General features: G+C 42.2%; 15 protein-coding genes. 4 read left to right on the top strand and 11 right to left on the bottom strand.

All coding sequences use genetic code 11. The features are described from left to right. Window positions 1-213: 213 nt before the first annotated feature. On the top strand, window positions 214-690 hold the full coding sequence (locus tag GKS34_RS03425) for a hemerythrin domain-containing protein (protein ID WP_163383394.1): 477 nt from the start codon (window positions 214-216) through the stop codon (window positions 688-690). A 124-nt stretch (window positions 691-814) separates the two neighbouring features. Here GKS34_RS03425 and GKS34_RS03420 read toward each other — a convergent pair whose 3' ends face one another. Continuing rightward, window positions 815-1,501, bottom strand: coding sequence for a potassium channel family protein (locus tag GKS34_RS03420; protein WP_163383393.1), 687 nt, complete (start codon window positions 1,499-1,501; stop codon window positions 815-817). A 284-nt stretch (window positions 1,502-1,785) separates the two neighbouring features. Beyond that, complete coding sequence (locus GKS34_RS03415; protein ID WP_163383392.1) at window positions 1,786-3,528, bottom strand: TrkH family potassium uptake protein; 1,743 nt, start codon at window positions 3,526-3,528, stop codon at window positions 1,786-1,788. A gap of 333 nt (window positions 3,529-3,861) precedes the next feature. Between GKS34_RS03415 and GKS34_RS03410 the strand changes: the two genes are divergently transcribed. Then, window positions 3,862-4,119 (top strand): hypothetical protein, encoded by a 258-nt coding sequence (locus GKS34_RS03410; RefSeq protein ID WP_163383391.1) that lies wholly within the window; start codon window positions 3,862-3,864, stop codon window positions 4,117-4,119. A 34-nt stretch (window positions 4,120-4,153) separates the two neighbouring features. Here GKS34_RS03410 and GKS34_RS03405 read toward each other — a convergent pair whose 3' ends face one another. From GKS34_RS03405 to argS, 5 genes are all read right to left on the bottom strand, one after another. Next, window positions 4,154-4,510 (bottom strand): translation initiation factor, encoded by a 357-nt coding sequence (locus GKS34_RS03405; RefSeq protein ID WP_163383390.1) that lies wholly within the window; start codon window positions 4,508-4,510, stop codon window positions 4,154-4,156. Window positions 4,511-4,519: 9 nt separating this feature from the next. Further along, window positions 4,520-5,371 (bottom strand): universal stress protein, encoded by an 852-nt coding sequence (locus GKS34_RS03400; protein WP_163383389.1) that lies wholly within the window; start codon window positions 5,369-5,371, stop codon window positions 4,520-4,522. 81 nt (window positions 5,372-5,452) lie between these two features. Continuing rightward, window positions 5,453-6,358: a 1,4-dihydroxy-2-naphthoate polyprenyltransferase gene (locus GKS34_RS03395; protein WP_163383388.1), complete on the bottom strand. Its 906-nt coding sequence runs from the start codon at window positions 6,356-6,358 to the stop codon at window positions 5,453-5,455. A gap of 101 nt (window positions 6,359-6,459) precedes the next feature. Further along, window positions 6,460-7,065 carry a glutathione peroxidase gene (locus GKS34_RS03390; RefSeq protein ID WP_240459176.1) on the bottom strand — a complete coding sequence of 202 codons (606 nt, stop codon included), beginning with the start codon at window positions 7,063-7,065 and terminating at the stop codon, window positions 6,460-6,462. A 2-nt stretch (window positions 7,066-7,067) separates the two neighbouring features. After that, window positions 7,068-8,858, bottom strand: coding sequence for an arginine--tRNA ligase (argS, locus tag GKS34_RS03385; RefSeq protein ID WP_163383387.1), 1,791 nt, complete (start codon window positions 8,856-8,858; stop codon window positions 7,068-7,070). A gap of 481 nt (window positions 8,859-9,339) precedes the next feature. Here argS and GKS34_RS03380 point away from each other — a divergent pair, with 481 nt between their 5' ends. Together GKS34_RS03380 and GKS34_RS03375 are read left to right on the top strand one after the other, a co-directional pair. Next, window positions 9,340-9,672 (top strand): hypothetical protein, encoded by a 333-nt coding sequence (locus tag GKS34_RS03380; RefSeq protein WP_163383386.1) that lies wholly within the window; start codon window positions 9,340-9,342, stop codon window positions 9,670-9,672. Between the two features lie 367 nt (window positions 9,673-10,039). After that, window positions 10,040-10,372, top strand: coding sequence for a hypothetical protein (locus tag GKS34_RS03375; protein WP_163383385.1), 333 nt, complete (start codon window positions 10,040-10,042; stop codon window positions 10,370-10,372). Window positions 10,373-10,585: 213 nt separating this feature from the next. Here the strand turns inward: GKS34_RS03375 and GKS34_RS03370 are convergent, their stop codons facing one another. From GKS34_RS03370 to bcp, 4 genes are all read right to left on the bottom strand, one after another. Beyond that, complete coding sequence (locus GKS34_RS03370; RefSeq protein ID WP_163383384.1) at window positions 10,586-11,521, bottom strand: DUF6807 family protein; 936 nt, start codon at window positions 11,519-11,521, stop codon at window positions 10,586-10,588. 123 nt (window positions 11,522-11,644) lie between these two features. After that, complete coding sequence (locus GKS34_RS03365) at window positions 11,645-12,613, bottom strand: transketolase family protein (protein ID WP_163383383.1); 969 nt, start codon at window positions 12,611-12,613, stop codon at window positions 11,645-11,647. 35 nt (window positions 12,614-12,648) lie between these two features. Next, window positions 12,649-13,500 carry a transketolase gene (locus GKS34_RS03360; RefSeq protein WP_163383382.1) on the bottom strand — a complete coding sequence of 284 codons (852 nt, stop codon included), beginning with the start codon at window positions 13,498-13,500 and terminating at the stop codon, window positions 12,649-12,651. 10 nt (window positions 13,501-13,510) lie between these two features. Beyond that, the gene (gene bcp / locus GKS34_RS03355; protein WP_163383381.1) at window positions 13,511-13,960 is read right to left on the bottom strand and encodes a thioredoxin-dependent thiol peroxidase; all 450 of its coding nucleotides are present in this window, start codon (window positions 13,958-13,960) and stop codon (window positions 13,511-13,513) included. Window positions 13,961-13,989 lie beyond the last annotated feature (29 nt).

Genomic DNA, 13,989 nt, shown 5'->3' with positions numbered 1-13,989 from the left:
ATTGCTTTCTCTTTGGGATTAATAAAAAGAGTGTATGCAACTATTTGAGAATAACGTAACAGCAGAATTGATAACGTTGCAGATAAAGGATATTATTATCTTTTATTTGCAGCGTTATTTTTTTACTTTAGCCTTTGAAAAGACTGATAGGGGTCAGTTTTACTGCTGCCTTTAATCGGTAACATTTTTAGTGTTTTAAATATGACAATCTGTATGACCAAGCCCTTAAAGCGCCATTCCTCTCTAATTCCCTTTTCTCAGGACCACCATTTTGGTTTACTGTTGTCCTGGAAGATTTGTCAAGGAATAAGAAAAGATGTAGACACCAAACGGATTGTGGATTATTTGGATTATTTTGTCCAGCATCACCTCGAACCACATTTCCAACTAGAAGAGAAGTTGCTATTTAGCTTTCTGGCCAAAAATGACCTTCTCCGAAAAGAGGCAGAGGAACAACATGCTTCCATTCGATCTAGTTACGAACAAATCTTTGAAAAAAGGGGTGACAAGGATCGTCTTACTCGTTTTGCAGATGAGTTGAAGGCACATATCCGTTTTGAAGAGCGTAAGCTCTTTCAGTACATGCAGGTAGAATTGGTGGAAGAAGATCTGGAAATATTGAAAGAAAATGTAGAGGATATGCATCAAAAAGTACAGGAAGAATGGGAAGACCCATTTTGGGAAGGATAAAAACGAAACAAAAAGCGGGTATTTATGGCAGTGATATTTTTGATTCTGGGTAAAGATGATTTCTTGCTTTCATTAATCTGGCGGTAATTCTGTTAGCGGGTGTTTTTACCGGATCTGTAACTCATCATTTTTGTTTCAAAAATTCCTGTAAATCCTTATTGGCTCCATAGAGAACCAAAATATCGGATTCTTCAAGGTTTTGATCGGGGGTAGCAATACCTTGAATCTTAAATTCTGTTCGGCTTTTGCCCAGTACGCTTTTTACTTCCGTTTTTTTCATGATTGTAAGGACGAGCAAATTGTACTTAACCCTGAACCCGACTTCCCGAATGGTGGTACCCACGACTTCTTTGGGTACATTGGCTTCAATGATGCTGAAATCATCGCTTAACTCAAAAGAATCGACCACATTATTTAGACAAAGCTTCTTTGCCCAGCGTTCGGCGGTTTCTTCTTCCGGGTGCACGATTTCGTCTACGCCTATAGCTACCAATACCTTTTCGTGAAGCGGATTGATGGCCCGGCTAATCAGGCGTTTCACTTGCATGTTTTTGAACAAAGCGGTGGTCATGATATTGGATCCCTGGTCTTCACCAATAGCTACGATGACCACGTCTGTATCATCCAAAGGCAAACCAGAAACCGCAACATCTTCCGTGGCGTCCATGCAGATGGTATGCGATATTTTTTCCTTGTACAAATCGACTTTCTCCATTCTGTTGTCAATTCCGATCACCTCATTGCCTTTCGCGGTGAGTTTTTGAGATAGAGAAGCACCAAAATAGCCTAGTCCTACGATGATAAATTTCATGTGTTTATAACTGTCTTTTAGTGGTCACATGGAATCTCGCATGGCTTATAATCATCTCAGTGTGTGACGGGTACGTCATGCTCGATTTCATCTGTTTATATTTTTTTTTCAGCGGTCAGATGGAATCTCGCATGCTTGATAATCATCCCACTGTGTGTCGATCTCGTCATGCTCGATTTCATATGTTTATAATTGTCTTTAAGCGGCCATATGGAATCGTGCATGCTTTATAATCATCCCTCTGTGTGTCGCCTCCATCATGCTCGATTTAATGGATTAATCCTTTAGTTAATTGTTATTTCCTCTGTCGGATACTGATAGTGTTTCCGTTTTACCTTTTTGAAAAGGGCGATGATAATGGTCAACATGCTTACCCTGCCGACAAACATGATGACAATAAATATTACCTTACTTTCATTTGCCAGGTCTGCAGTTATCCCCAGGCTCAACCCTACTGTGCTGTATGCAGAAAAGCATTCAAATCCGATGTCCATTAAGTTTTTATCGTTTTCGAACATGGAAACCAGCATGATTCCTGAACCGATGACGATGATCGAAAGCGAAATAGTTGCAAATGACCGCTGAACCGATATGCGTGCAATCTCTCTCCCGAAAATCTCAATTCTTTCTTTTCCCTTTGCCAAACTTAGAATATTCAGCGTTGCAATGGCAAAAGTACTGGTCTTAATTCCTCCCCCGGTTGAAGCTGGCGATGCGCCAATCCACATGAGCAAAAAGACCATCATGGTGGTTGGGAACAGCATGGAAGCGGTATTGATTGAATTGAAACCAGCCGTACGGGGAGTGGTGGCTCCAAAAAGTGCTGTTACTACTTTTCCAATTCCCTGATGTTCCGATAGGGTATTATTGAATTCTAAAATATAGAACGCCACAAATGCAATTGCGGTGATGGAAAAGGTGGTAATTAAGGTAATGCGGCTGTTTAAATTCAATATCCAGGGCCGGTATCCTACCTTGTTTCTGTCAGAAGAAAGCAGTTTCCTCAAGCGATATTTTAAATAGTTGACGATATTGGCTACAATAGAAAACCCCAGTCCCCCCATTACGAAGGTTAGAATCACGGTTACCTGGAGAAAGTAGTTGAATTTAAAATCACTTTCATACAAACTGTTGGACAGGGTCGAAAATCCCGCATTGCAAAAAGCGGAAATCGCGTGAAATACCGAGAAAAATATCCGGTCATATTGGGACTGAAAGTTCAATGGTTCCAGGCTGCTATAAATGAACAGACCCGAGACCAGTTCGATTCCAAAGGTGATTAAAATTATGTATTTAAGGGTAGAAAAGACATCTCCAATCGTTTTAGAACTGGTGATATCGGTCAAAGCGAGTTGGTTTTCATAGGTGGAACCGCCTTTGAAAAAGTAGCTAAAGTAACTGGCAAAGGTCAAAATACCCAATCCACCAATTTGGATGAGAAACATGATAATTATTTGCCCGAACTCGGTGAAGTAACTGCCTGTATCCACTACGATTAGTCCGGTCACACAAACGGCACTGGTGGAAGTAAATAATGCATCGACAAAAGTAATCCCTTCATAAGTTGCATTGGGAAGCATCAGTAAAAAAGTCCCTAATAAAATGATAAGCAAAAAGCTCACGACGAAAAGTTGTGCCGGATTTAATACCGTTCGGGTGTAGTTTAACCTTACTTCCGAAAATTCTCTAATGAAGGTAGAAAGTACCGCAATTCGAACCCAAATGGGGTTTTCAAGCAACAAATCGGTTTCAAACGGCACACCAACAAAAAGAAACAGGTAAAAAACCCATATGGTGAAGCAAACGGATAAAATATCAAATACAAAGACTTTTCTTTTAATAAGCTTATAATTCTCGAGGTAGCGTACCACGGTGGAGATTACCCCAATCCCCAGGACGACAAAGTAAAACCCGTCCAAAAATTGCTGGGCATCGTTGTTTTGGGCATACCCGAAGTCAGAAATAATAGCAATTATTCCAAGAACGCTAATCCATAAGGCTATCTTATAGAGTATTTTTAAGTTCATTTGTAAAAGATTCCCATTTTGTCCTAACTATTGGTAAGGTTGGAGGCAAAGCTAAAAAAATTACTTGCCGTTGGATTATTTTTGGAAAAAAATATGTTCAGTTTTTTTAAATTTTTTTCTCAAGAAATTAACTTTGGTAATTGCATTTTTCGGTCAGAAAACTACCTGAAGAAGTTCAACTCCATAGAAATTTTTCTCTTTCCTGAAATAATACTGATTTGGAAATCAAAGTAGGTCAAAGGCATAGCTATTCGAACACAGGTAGACTTCGCCAATCAGAAGCTAAAAAATCTGGGCAATGCCGAGCTGGATAGTAACAATCCCCTCACAGCGATGCCGGCAATAATGGGAACCTTTGTGAAGGGCACGGAACACTACCTGGAGTATTTTCGAAAAATTGCCTTTAAGGAGGCTGCGAGCAAGAGAGGATTTTACTGTGACGATTCCCTCAAAAGAACTATTCGGGGAGGGGTGACTGGGGACATGCTTGAGTCCATGATGCGCCAATTTGGAATAGGCATGTCAACCATCGAAACCGGAAGATTTGTGAAAAGCAAGGGCTTTTCGATGTTGGTGGAAATTATCGAATAAAAAGGGGAGGACCAAAGCAAAAAAATCCGGTGCATCAACCACCGGATTTTTTTGCCTTATATCCTTCCTGCTTCAGGTACTCCAGGATTTTGTCCCGGTGATCCCCCTGAATCAGGATCTCACCCTCTTTGGTATTTCCGCCTACGCCGCACTTGGTCTTTAAGGTCTTTCCCAGTGCTTTCAAATCCTCCTCTTGCCCTACAAATCCAGTTACCAGGGTCACCTGTTTGCCGCCTCTGGATTTTTTATCCAGCATGATGCGCAGGTTTTGCTGAGGTGGGGGCAGCGTGTCCTCAGGAGAGCTATTTTCTTCCTCATAATCAAATGAATCCGAAGTAGAATACACCACTCCGTCTCTTTTTTTCCAATCGTTATCTTTCTTTCTACCCATAGAAACGAATTACTTTTTAAATTTCATGGTCCAGACCGGTCTTTTGGCGCTGTTGACCACATCCTCGGCAATGCTTCCGCTTAGTAGGTGCATAAAGCCCGTTCTACCATGCGTTGCCATGGCAATGATATCGGCATCCACCTCATCGGCAAACTCAATAATGCCTTCTTCTTCGGTATCGCCGTTATAAATATCTATTTGGACATTTTTAAGGCCGTTGGCTTTAATAAATCCTTTGATTTTTTCCATGGAACTCTTAGACTTTTCAAAAGAGTTAGGAGTATTCACTTTTACCAATCTGATTTCAGCCTCCAGCAGTTCCTGCAGGTCTTTCAGATTTTTCATTACTTTTTTGCTGTCCTCTCCAAAGTCACTGGCAAAAACAATCTTCTTGAGTTGATCGGCTTTAACCGGAGCTTTTACCGTAATGACCGGACATTTGGAGAGCCGGACCACCTTTTCTGTATTGGAACCAATAAGCAGTTCTTCCAGTCCACTGGAACCTTTGGATCCCATGATCACCAGGTCTGCCTTGATTTCTGTAATCTCACTGGATATTCCAGCGTAGGGATTCCCATAAGATATGGTGGTGCTGAAGTCATACGGCTTCACGGCATGGGCCTCTTCCAGTTCTTTAAATTGCTTTTTTCTCTTTTCTACCAAATCCACCATGTAGATTTTGTCTATGAAATTTTCTTCCATGTTTACCTCCCCCATGGTATTGAAATGCTGGGTAGTAGGAATCTCGATCACATGAACCAATTTCAGTTTACAGGACGCTTTGGCTGCAATATCCTGAGCCAATTGGAAGGCATTTTCTGCTTCTTCAGAAAAATCAAAGGGTACTAAGATGCTTTTCATAGGTATTTTGCCGAATTAATAGTTTACGTGCAGTTAAACTACAAAAATCTATAGAAATTAAATAAGGAATTTAGCATTTGTTTAAAAAATCATCCAGCCCAGCCCAAAAAGCAGTACGCATAAAAATGTCCCCAAAGCCATAACTTTGAGGTAGGGGTCCAGCTTTTCGGGCGCATTAAATTTTTTCACGGCCCAGCCTGTTTGGAGTACCATAGGTGCGGCCAGCCAATACAACAGTGCCCCATAGGCTTGTTCCTGTAATATAAAAACCAAAAGTAGGATCAGGGCAACACTTAACAAGGTCCAGTGGTAGGCAGCAGCGGACCTTTTACCAATTCTCACTGGAATCGATTTTTTACCGGCGCTTTTGTCCGATTCTATGTCCCGGATGTTATTAATATTCAACACTGCTGTACTCAAGAGACCTACCGCAGAAGCAGGAAGCCATAGTGAAGCATCAAATGTAAGGGCATGCAGGTAATAGGTACCCATAACGCCAATCCATCCAAAGAATATAAACACGGCAAGATCCCCCAGGCCGGCGTACCCGTAAGGTTTATTACCCGAAGTATAGGTAATGGCAGCCAATATAGCTAACAGGCCGAGCCCCAGAAAGCCTAAGAACAAAGCGGTATCGTTCACAGCCACGGCAAGTAGCCACAACCCACTTATCAGGGAAAGGATAGAAAAAAGAATCATGGCTTTCTTCATGGAAGCGGCACTGATCGCTCCGGATTGAACGGCTCGTAACGGGCCTTTCCTGTTTTCGTTATCCGCCCCGTGGATGCTATCACCATAGTCATTGGCCAAATTTGATAAGACTTGTAACAAAGTGGTGGTAAGGGCGGCTAATGCAAAGACAATCCAACGAAACTCAGCATTTTTGAATGCGATTAAAGACCCCATGATGATGCTGGAAAGCGCCAGAGGCAAGGTTCTCAGCCTAAAGGCTTGTATCCAGGCTTTATTGGTGGAAATGACTGCCAATGCGAAAAAACGGGTATAGCGTTAAATAATAAATAAAAACAAGCCTTCCGCAGAACCGGAAGGCATTTCTTGAATTTCAGTAAACGGTATGTGGGTCTACTTTAGGATTTGATCAATTTAATAATTTCATCGTCCATTGGTTTTACAGAGGACGGAAAGAACTTGACCAATTCACCCTTTTCATTTACAAAATATTTGCAGAAGTTCCAGGAAGGTTCGGTATTATTCCAGCCGTTTAAGTTTTTGTCCGACAACCAACGGTAAAGAGGGTGTTTGTCTACACCTTTTACAGATATTTTTTCAAACATTGGAAAGGTCACCCCGTAATTTTCAGTGCAGAAGGTTTTAATATCTTCATTCGTTCCAGGTTCCTGACCGCCAAAGTTATTTGCCGGGAAAGCTAATATGGTCAGTTGTTCCTTGTAGGCATCATACAATTCCTGTAATTCGGCGTACTGAGGCGTGTAACCACATTTAGAAGCCACGTTTACGATCAACAGCTTTTGTCCTTTAAATTTGGAAAAATCGACGGGGTTTCCATCAATATCATTCAGGGTAAACTCGTAAAAATCAGCGGCTTTATCCATAGGCAATAGATTTTCACCCTTGATAGGGGATGTTTTTTCAGAAGCGAAATTAAAATGTTTTGACTGAGGCGTTTGAATAACAAACAATCCACTGATGATTAGATAAATTAGCGTGTTCATAGTTACATTTTTTGGGGTACGTCTATTCCCAATAACTTCATGCCGGACCTAATTGTTTTGGCCACCTGTTCAGAAAGGGCTACCCTAAAGGCCTGGACTTCAGCTTTGGTTTCACTAAATATAGGAAGTTCTGCATAAAAGCGGTTATATTCCTTTGCTAAATCGAACAAATACTGAGCAATTACTGCCGGCGATAGTTCTTCGGCGGCTATGGCTACCTTATTTTTATACTCGGCTAGTTGAAAAATCAATATCCGTTCCGTATCCTGAAGATCGGAGTAGCTTTCAAAACGATTACCAGAAATATCCAGTTCGATTTGGGCCGCTTTTCGCAGAATTGCAGCGATCCGGGCATGGGTATATTGTATAAAAGGACCGGTATTACCTTGAAATTCAATGGATTCTTTAGGGTTGAACAACATGCGTTTTTTTGGATCCACTTTCAACAGGAAATATTTCAACGCCCCTAATCCTAGCATTTGGTACAATGCTTCTGCTTCTTCCTGAGTGAAACCTTCTATTTTACCCAATTCCTGGGTATGATCCCTGGCAGTGTCCACCATTTCCTGGATCAGGTCGTCTGCATCCACCACCGTCCCTTCCCTGGATTTCATTTTACCGGAAGGCAGGTCTACCATGCCGTATGAGAGGTGGTAGAGCCCCTCCCCATAGGGTCTCCCCAACATGCGCATAATGGAAAACAGCACCTCAAAATGATAGTCTTGCTCGTTTCCTACCACATAAACGGATTTTTCAATTCCGTGATCCTTGTACTTTAAATCTGCGGTGCCCATATCCTGGGTCATGTATACCGAGGTACCATCCGCCCTTAATACCAGCTTTTCGTCCAGCCCAACACTGCTAAGGTCTGCCCATACCGAACCGTTTTCCTTTTTGAAAAACACGCCTTTTTCCAGTCCTTCTTTTACGATGTCCTTACCTAACAAATACGTATCCGACTCGTAATAAAATTGGTCAAAAGTGACACCCAGACTACGGTAAGTCTCATCAAAACCCTGGTATACCCAGTTGTTGAGTTTTTTCCAAAGTTCTACGGTATGCGGATCACCAGCTTCCCACTTGACAAGCATCTCCTGAGCGGCTTTCATCCAGGGAGCTTCTTTTTTGGCCTCTTCTTCTGTCATTCCCCCTGCTATCAGTTTCTTAATTTGCTTTTTGTATTCCTGATCGAAAAGTACGTAATACTTTCCCACCAGGTGGTCGCCTTTCAAACCGGAGCTTTCGGGACTGGCATTTTCCCCCAATTTTTCATATGCTACCATGGATTTGCAAATGTGGATGCCCCGGTCATTTACCAGATTGGCTTTTATTACTTCATAACCATAAGCTTCCAGAATGTTCGCTACAGAAAAACCCAGAAAATTGTTTCGCAGGTGGCCCAGGTGAAGGGGTTTGTTGGTGTTCGGGGAACTGAACTCCACCATCACCTTCTTACCCTTTGCCGGGTAGGTTCCTGAGTCTTCCAGTTTGCAAAGTTGAAGAAATACCTCCGTCCAATAGGAAGCAGAAAGGGATAGGTTTAGAAAGCCTTTTACTACATTAAAGCTGGCCACTTCGGGGATCTTTTCCTGCAGGTAGACGCCAATTTTTTCACCAGTTGCTTCCGGTGCGCTTTTGGTAATTTTCAAAAAAGGAAACAAGACAAAGGTGTAGTCTCCGGTGAACTCTTTTCGGGTAGCTTGTAGTGAAATGCTCTCAGGGTCCAGTGAATGGTCAAATAACTCCTGAAATGCGGTAGAAATACATTTTGTAAGTTGCTGCTGTATATCCATAAATTGGGAAGGCCTCGGTTTTCTTGAGGCGCAAATATAGGGGTTTCGCTCCAAATTCGGTAAGGGCCATTTGGTTTATCTTGGTGGGCACATTGAAACTGGCAACCAAATTCTGTCAAAGCCTTTTGATTCTTTGAAAAATACCTACCGAAAAAGCAGCGATGATGAAGAATGACATCCTTAATATGACCTTTAAAAAAATATATTACCGATCATAGAAAATACCTGTAATAGGTGAATTTATTTACATGTTGGGGTTGATTATCCACAATATGAATTGGAAGCTGCTTTCAAAAAATTTTGAGAACATGAATTCTTTTTCTTCTTACCATTGGTTAGAATGGAGATAAAGGCCGTTTTTGTAGTATTTATACCTTGTAAGTTTATTTGGCACGGCAGTTGAACAAGGATAATTGAAAATAATATAAAAATAGTATTGTTTTCAACCAACTATTATTTAACACCATAAACTAAAGTAAACATGAAAAAGTTAATGTTATCCCTTGCCGTTGTGAGCTTATTGGCTATCACCGGGATCAATGCCCAAACGCTTCAAAACGAAGGAACTGATTTGGTTCAGGAAACAACAAAAATTGATCCGGAAACCCTTCCTGAAAAAGTGAAGGAAACCATCCAGAACGATGAGACTGTAAAAGACCTGACCATCAGCGAAGCTCATCAGGTGATGAAAGATGGGGAAGTCGTTTACAAGATCAAATTTGCTGGTACCAACCCTGGTGAAGAGTTGACAAAGAAGTATGATGCCATGGGTAAAGAATTAGAAGACGAGAAGAAAGAAGAACCAGCTAAATAAGGTATTTAACCCGTTTTTTAGACAACTAACCAACTTAAGGCAATGGTCACAGACCATTGCCTTTTTTGATGCAATAGACCCTTAATTCTTAGCTGAAATTTTCAAAAAACTGGAAATCATGGTGAGCACAAGAACAGCCTGAGGCGAAGCATCCACATAATTGGATAGAGCAAAACACCGCGAGGAATATGAAGTTAATCTACGTTTTTCAGGAATGTGGGCTATAAGGGATTTAAAGTATCTTTTTGTAATATAAATTCATTTTAAAATTACTTGGCATGAGTATTGAATAAGTATAATTTAAAATAATATATAAAAAATATTGTTTTCAACCAACTATTATTTAACACCATAAACTAAAGTAAACATGAAAAAGTTAATGTTATCCCTTGCCGTAGTAAGTCTTTTTGCTATCACCGGGATCAATGCCCAAACGCTTCCAAATGAAGCTACCGATTTTACTCAGGAAACTACCAAAATTGATCCGGAAACCCTTCCTGAAAAAGTGAAGGAAACCATCCAGAACGATGAGACTGTAAAAGACCTAACCATCAGCGAAGCTCATCAGGTGATGGAAGAGGCGGAAGTCTATTACATGATCAAATTTGAAAGCACCAACCCAGGCGAAGAGCTGACAAAGAAGTATGATGCCATGGGTAAAGAGGTAAAAGAGGAGAAGGCAGAAGAGCCCGTGAAATAAGACATCTAACCTGTTTTTTGAAACAAAAACCAACAATGAGGCAATGGTCACTGACCGTTGCCTTTTTTGTGCCCAAAATAATTACCGATAGAATTTGATGGATTCGACAGCGTCGGTATTTTAAAAGTTATCAAGAAAATATGAAATAGTCATGGCTCAATAAAAAGGTAAATTTAGTTGCCTCAGCGCCTTAAATTTCTGAATGGAAGCCTGTTATTGGTTTCTGAATATGCGGTATTGGTCGATGATTTCCTGATTACTAAGTCCCTGGTGGACCAGCAATTGGTTTTTAAATCTTAATGGATCGGATTTTTTATCTAGTTTGATCGGATTTTGGCCGGGAAAGGCCATGTTTTGCATGCTGTTTTTGTCTCGAAGAATCCATCCCTGGTAGGAGGGGAGCTTGTCCGGCTCGCCCATTATCACCACTCCCGGGGCTTGTGGATTTCCTTCTGTTACGTTGATCCAGGGACCTGCCTTTATCGCTAATTCCTGTGGAATAACGGCTCCTTTTTCATCGTAAAAGCTCGTATTTTCGGTTAGTCGTATGCGAGGTGAAAAGCCCCCATACCCCTTTGGATCTTCTGATCCTCCCAGACGAATACCTTTAATTAAGGGTTTTAATTGAATATCAAAGGATAATTTGTAGGTGTTGGAAGACACGCGCTGGTACAAAATGGTAACCGTTTCTTCCAGTAGGTTTTTTTTGACTGCACCCGTGCCCCGCCAGATAACTTTAGCCTGTAGCGTAGCGGATCCGTTGGGATTAATTTTCGTTTTTACGTTTTTTACCTCCCAGCGAATTCCCTCACAGATCCAAGGATCTGCTGCCCGCTGATCATTGACCCATAGCTGGTGCCAGGTCCAGAAAATACCCCTGTGATGAGGGTGGTCCTCCGGAAAATCTTCGGTAATGATCTCCCCGTTGGTGTTGTATAAGGGATGTATGTAGTTGGCGCGGGTGTAATCCCCATTCAGGCTTTTTTCAGCTGCCTGGTAAAAATACCTGGGTTTACCGTCTTCGGTAAGTAGCCAGCCTTCTTCCTTCTCTTCAAAAACCAGCTGTTGGGCCAATAGCAGGCCGGGGCTTGCCAACAGGCAAAGCAAAACAATAATCGGTTTTGAAATAATGGCGTAACAAGCAGGCATAATCGGTTTAGGGATAGGTTTGAAATAAAAATAGCGGATTCTCTGGGATTTACCTAGTGGTTTTAAAACCAAAAAAGCGGAAAAAAATGAATTTTTCCGCTTTTTTGCTGAGGTGTAAACCGCTTATTTTCTCGCAATAGCTTTTTTTGCTGCTTTGACGATATTTTCGGCATTCAATCCGTATTTTTCCAACAGTTCTTCCGGTTTTCCTGATTCGCCAAAGGAATCGTCCACACCAATAAATTCCTGAGGAACTGGCTGATTTCGAACCAACGTCTGAGCAATGATGTCACCCAATCCACCATTGAACTGGTGTTCTTCGGCAGTGACTGCACAGCCTGTTTTGGCTACCGAAGCCAGTACGGCTGCGGTATCCAGTGGCTTAATGGTGTGTATATTAATAAGTTCTACGGAAATACCTTCTTCCCTGAGTATGGCTTCTGCCACTACGGCTTCCCAAACCAGGTGGCCGGTAGCGAAAATCGTTACGTCCGTTCCTTCGATCATTTTCCAGGCTTTTCCGATTTCAAAAGGCTGATCCGCAGGTGTGAAAATTGGCCATTTGGGCCTTCCAAAGCGTAAGTAAACCGGGCCTTCGTGGTCGGCAATGGCGATGGTAGCTGCCTTGGTCTGGTTATAATCGCAAGGATTGATGACCGTCATGTTGGGCAACATCTTCATCATGCCCACGTCTTCCAGTATCTGATGCGTAGCACCGTCTTCCCCAAGGGTAAGACCGGCATGAGAGGCGCATATTTTTACGTTTTTCTCCGAATAGGCAATAGACTGTCGGATTTGGTCATAGACCCTTCCCGTGGAAAAGTTGGCAAAGGTCCCGGTATACGGAATTTTACCGCCGATAGTCAGTCCGGCCGCCAAGCCCATCATGTTGGCCTCAGAGATGCCGACCTGAAAAAAGCGATCCGGAAATTCCTTTTGAAAGGCGCCCATTTTAAGTGATCCGATCAGATCGGCGCACAAGCCTACTACGTTTTTATTTTTTTTTCCTACTTCCAGAAATCCATCTCCAAAACCGGAACGGGTATCTTTTTTTTCAGTGTAAGTATATTTGGTATCGAGTATTTTTTCCATTATTCAAATTTGTTTTAGATCAAAGCCGCGGAGGATCAATAATCGCCCAGTGTTTCTTCCAATTGCCCCAGGGCGTTTTCTAATTGCTCGTCATTTGGAGCTACTCCATGCCATTTGTGGGTGCCGACCATAAAGTCAACGCCATAACCCATATCGGTATGTAGCAAGTTGAGCACTGGTTTTCCATTTCCCAGCAGGGATTTAGCCTTTTCCAGGGATTTGATGACCTGAGTGATCTCGTTTCCATTTTCGGTAACGATCACTTCCCAGCCAAATGCTTCCCACTTGGCTTTCAGGTCAAGCAGGTTCATAATTTCCTTGGTTGGTCCGTCGATTTGCTGACCATTGACATCAATAGATGCGATGAGGTTGTCTACCTTGTGGTGAGGAGCACACATGGCGGCCTCCCAGATTTGTCCTTCTTGCTGCTCACCATCTCCCATTAGGGCATAGACCAGCCGGTCATCGCCGTTGATTTTTTTGGCCAGGGCCGCACCAATTGCAACGGATAAGCCTTGGCCCAGGGAGCCGGAAGCCACGCGAATTCCGGGAAGTCCCTCTTCTGTAGCCGGGTGACCCTGTAGCCTGCTATTGATCTTTCGGAACGTTTTTAATTCCTCCGTATCAAAATAGCCGCTTCTGGAAAGCACACTGTACCATACCGGCGAGATGTGTCCATTGGACAGAAAAAATAAGTCTTCACCTTTCCCGTCCGGATTAAAAGATGAATCGTGTTTCATTTGATCAAAATAAAGAGCTACAAAAAATTCGGTACATCCCAGCGAGGCACCCGGGTGACCGGATTGGCAGGCGTGCACCATGCGTAAAATATCTCTCCTAACCTGAGAGCATACAGCGTTTAATTGTTCGGTTGAGTGTTTTTCCATTGATTTGGAATTAGTTAAGTATTTGATTGGTGTGTTCCTTGGTTTTTACTTTTGAGATGACCTCCTTGATGATACCTTCTTCATCGATCACAAAAGTTGTTCGGGCGGTGCCCATGTATTTTCTGCCATACATGTTTTTTTCCACCCAGGTACCATACGCTTCATGAACGCTCTTGTCCTCATCGGCAATCAGTGGAAAGGGAAGTTCGTGCTTTTCAATAAAGTTTTTATGCGATTTCACTGAATCGGAACTGATACCCAATACTACATAACCGGCATCTTGAAGCGCTTGGTAATTGTCCCGTAGGTTACAGGCCTGGGTCGTACATCCCGGAGTATTGTCTTTAGGATAAAAATACAATACCACTTTTTTGCCTTTAAAATCGGAAAGCCTGATGGGGTTTCCATCCTGGTCTCTGGATTCAAAATCCGGCGCTTTTTGGCCTACTTCTAATGACATAATACCTTATTTTTAGGTTGGTTATTTGA

This window comes from Cyclobacterium jeungdonense, from assembly GCF_010994275.1.
In the GTDB taxonomy this organism is placed as follows: domain Bacteria; phylum Bacteroidota; class Bacteroidia; order Cytophagales; family Cyclobacteriaceae; genus Cyclobacterium; species Cyclobacterium jeungdonense.
The sequence above is the reverse complement of the archived record's forward strand: the minus strand, read 5'-3'. Positions and strand labels throughout refer to the sequence as shown.

Excerpts from the sequence above, each read along its gene's own strand:
- GKS34_RS03420 (WP_163383393.1), bottom strand. The coding sequence starts at position 1,501 with ATGAAATTTATCATCGTAGGACTAGGCTATTTTGGTGCTTCTCTATCT.
- GKS34_RS03400 (WP_163383389.1), bottom strand. The coding sequence starts at position 5,371 with ATGAAAAGCATCTTAGTACCCTTTGATTTTTCTGAAGAAGCAGAAAAT.
- bcp (WP_163383381.1), bottom strand. The coding sequence starts at position 13,960 with ATGTCATTAGAAGTAGGCCAAAAAGCGCCGGATTTTGAATCCAGAGAC.
- GKS34_RS03365 (WP_163383383.1), bottom strand. The coding sequence starts at position 12,613 with ATGGAAAAAATACTCGATACCAAATATACTTACACTGAAAAAAAAGAT.
- GKS34_RS03410 (WP_163383391.1), top strand. The coding sequence starts at position 3,862 with ATGCCGGCAATAATGGGAACCTTTGTGAAGGGCACGGAACACTACCTG.
- argS (WP_163383387.1), bottom strand. The coding sequence starts at position 8,858 with ATGGATATACAGCAGCAACTTACAAAATGTATTTCTACCGCATTTCAG.
- GKS34_RS03370 (WP_163383384.1), bottom strand. The coding sequence starts at position 11,521 with ATGCCTGCTTGTTACGCCATTATTTCAAAACCGATTATTGTTTTGCTT.
- GKS34_RS03360 (WP_163383382.1), bottom strand. The coding sequence starts at position 13,500 with ATGGAAAAACACTCAACCGAACAATTAAACGCTGTATGCTCTCAGGTT.
- GKS34_RS03415 (WP_163383392.1), bottom strand. The coding sequence starts at position 3,528 with ATGAACTTAAAAATACTCTATAAGATAGCCTTATGGATTAGCGTTCTT.
- GKS34_RS03425 (WP_163383394.1), top strand. The coding sequence starts at position 214 with ATGACCAAGCCCTTAAAGCGCCATTCCTCTCTAATTCCCTTTTCTCAG.
- GKS34_RS03375 (WP_163383385.1), top strand. The coding sequence starts at position 10,040 with ATGAAAAAGTTAATGTTATCCCTTGCCGTAGTAAGTCTTTTTGCTATC.
- GKS34_RS03380 (WP_163383386.1), top strand. The coding sequence starts at position 9,340 with ATGAAAAAGTTAATGTTATCCCTTGCCGTTGTGAGCTTATTGGCTATC.
- GKS34_RS03405 (WP_163383390.1), bottom strand. The coding sequence starts at position 4,510 with ATGGGTAGAAAGAAAGATAACGATTGGAAAAAAAGAGACGGAGTGGTG.
- GKS34_RS03390 (WP_240459176.1), bottom strand. The coding sequence starts at position 7,065 with ATGAACACGCTAATTTATCTAATCATCAGTGGATTGTTTGTTATTCAA.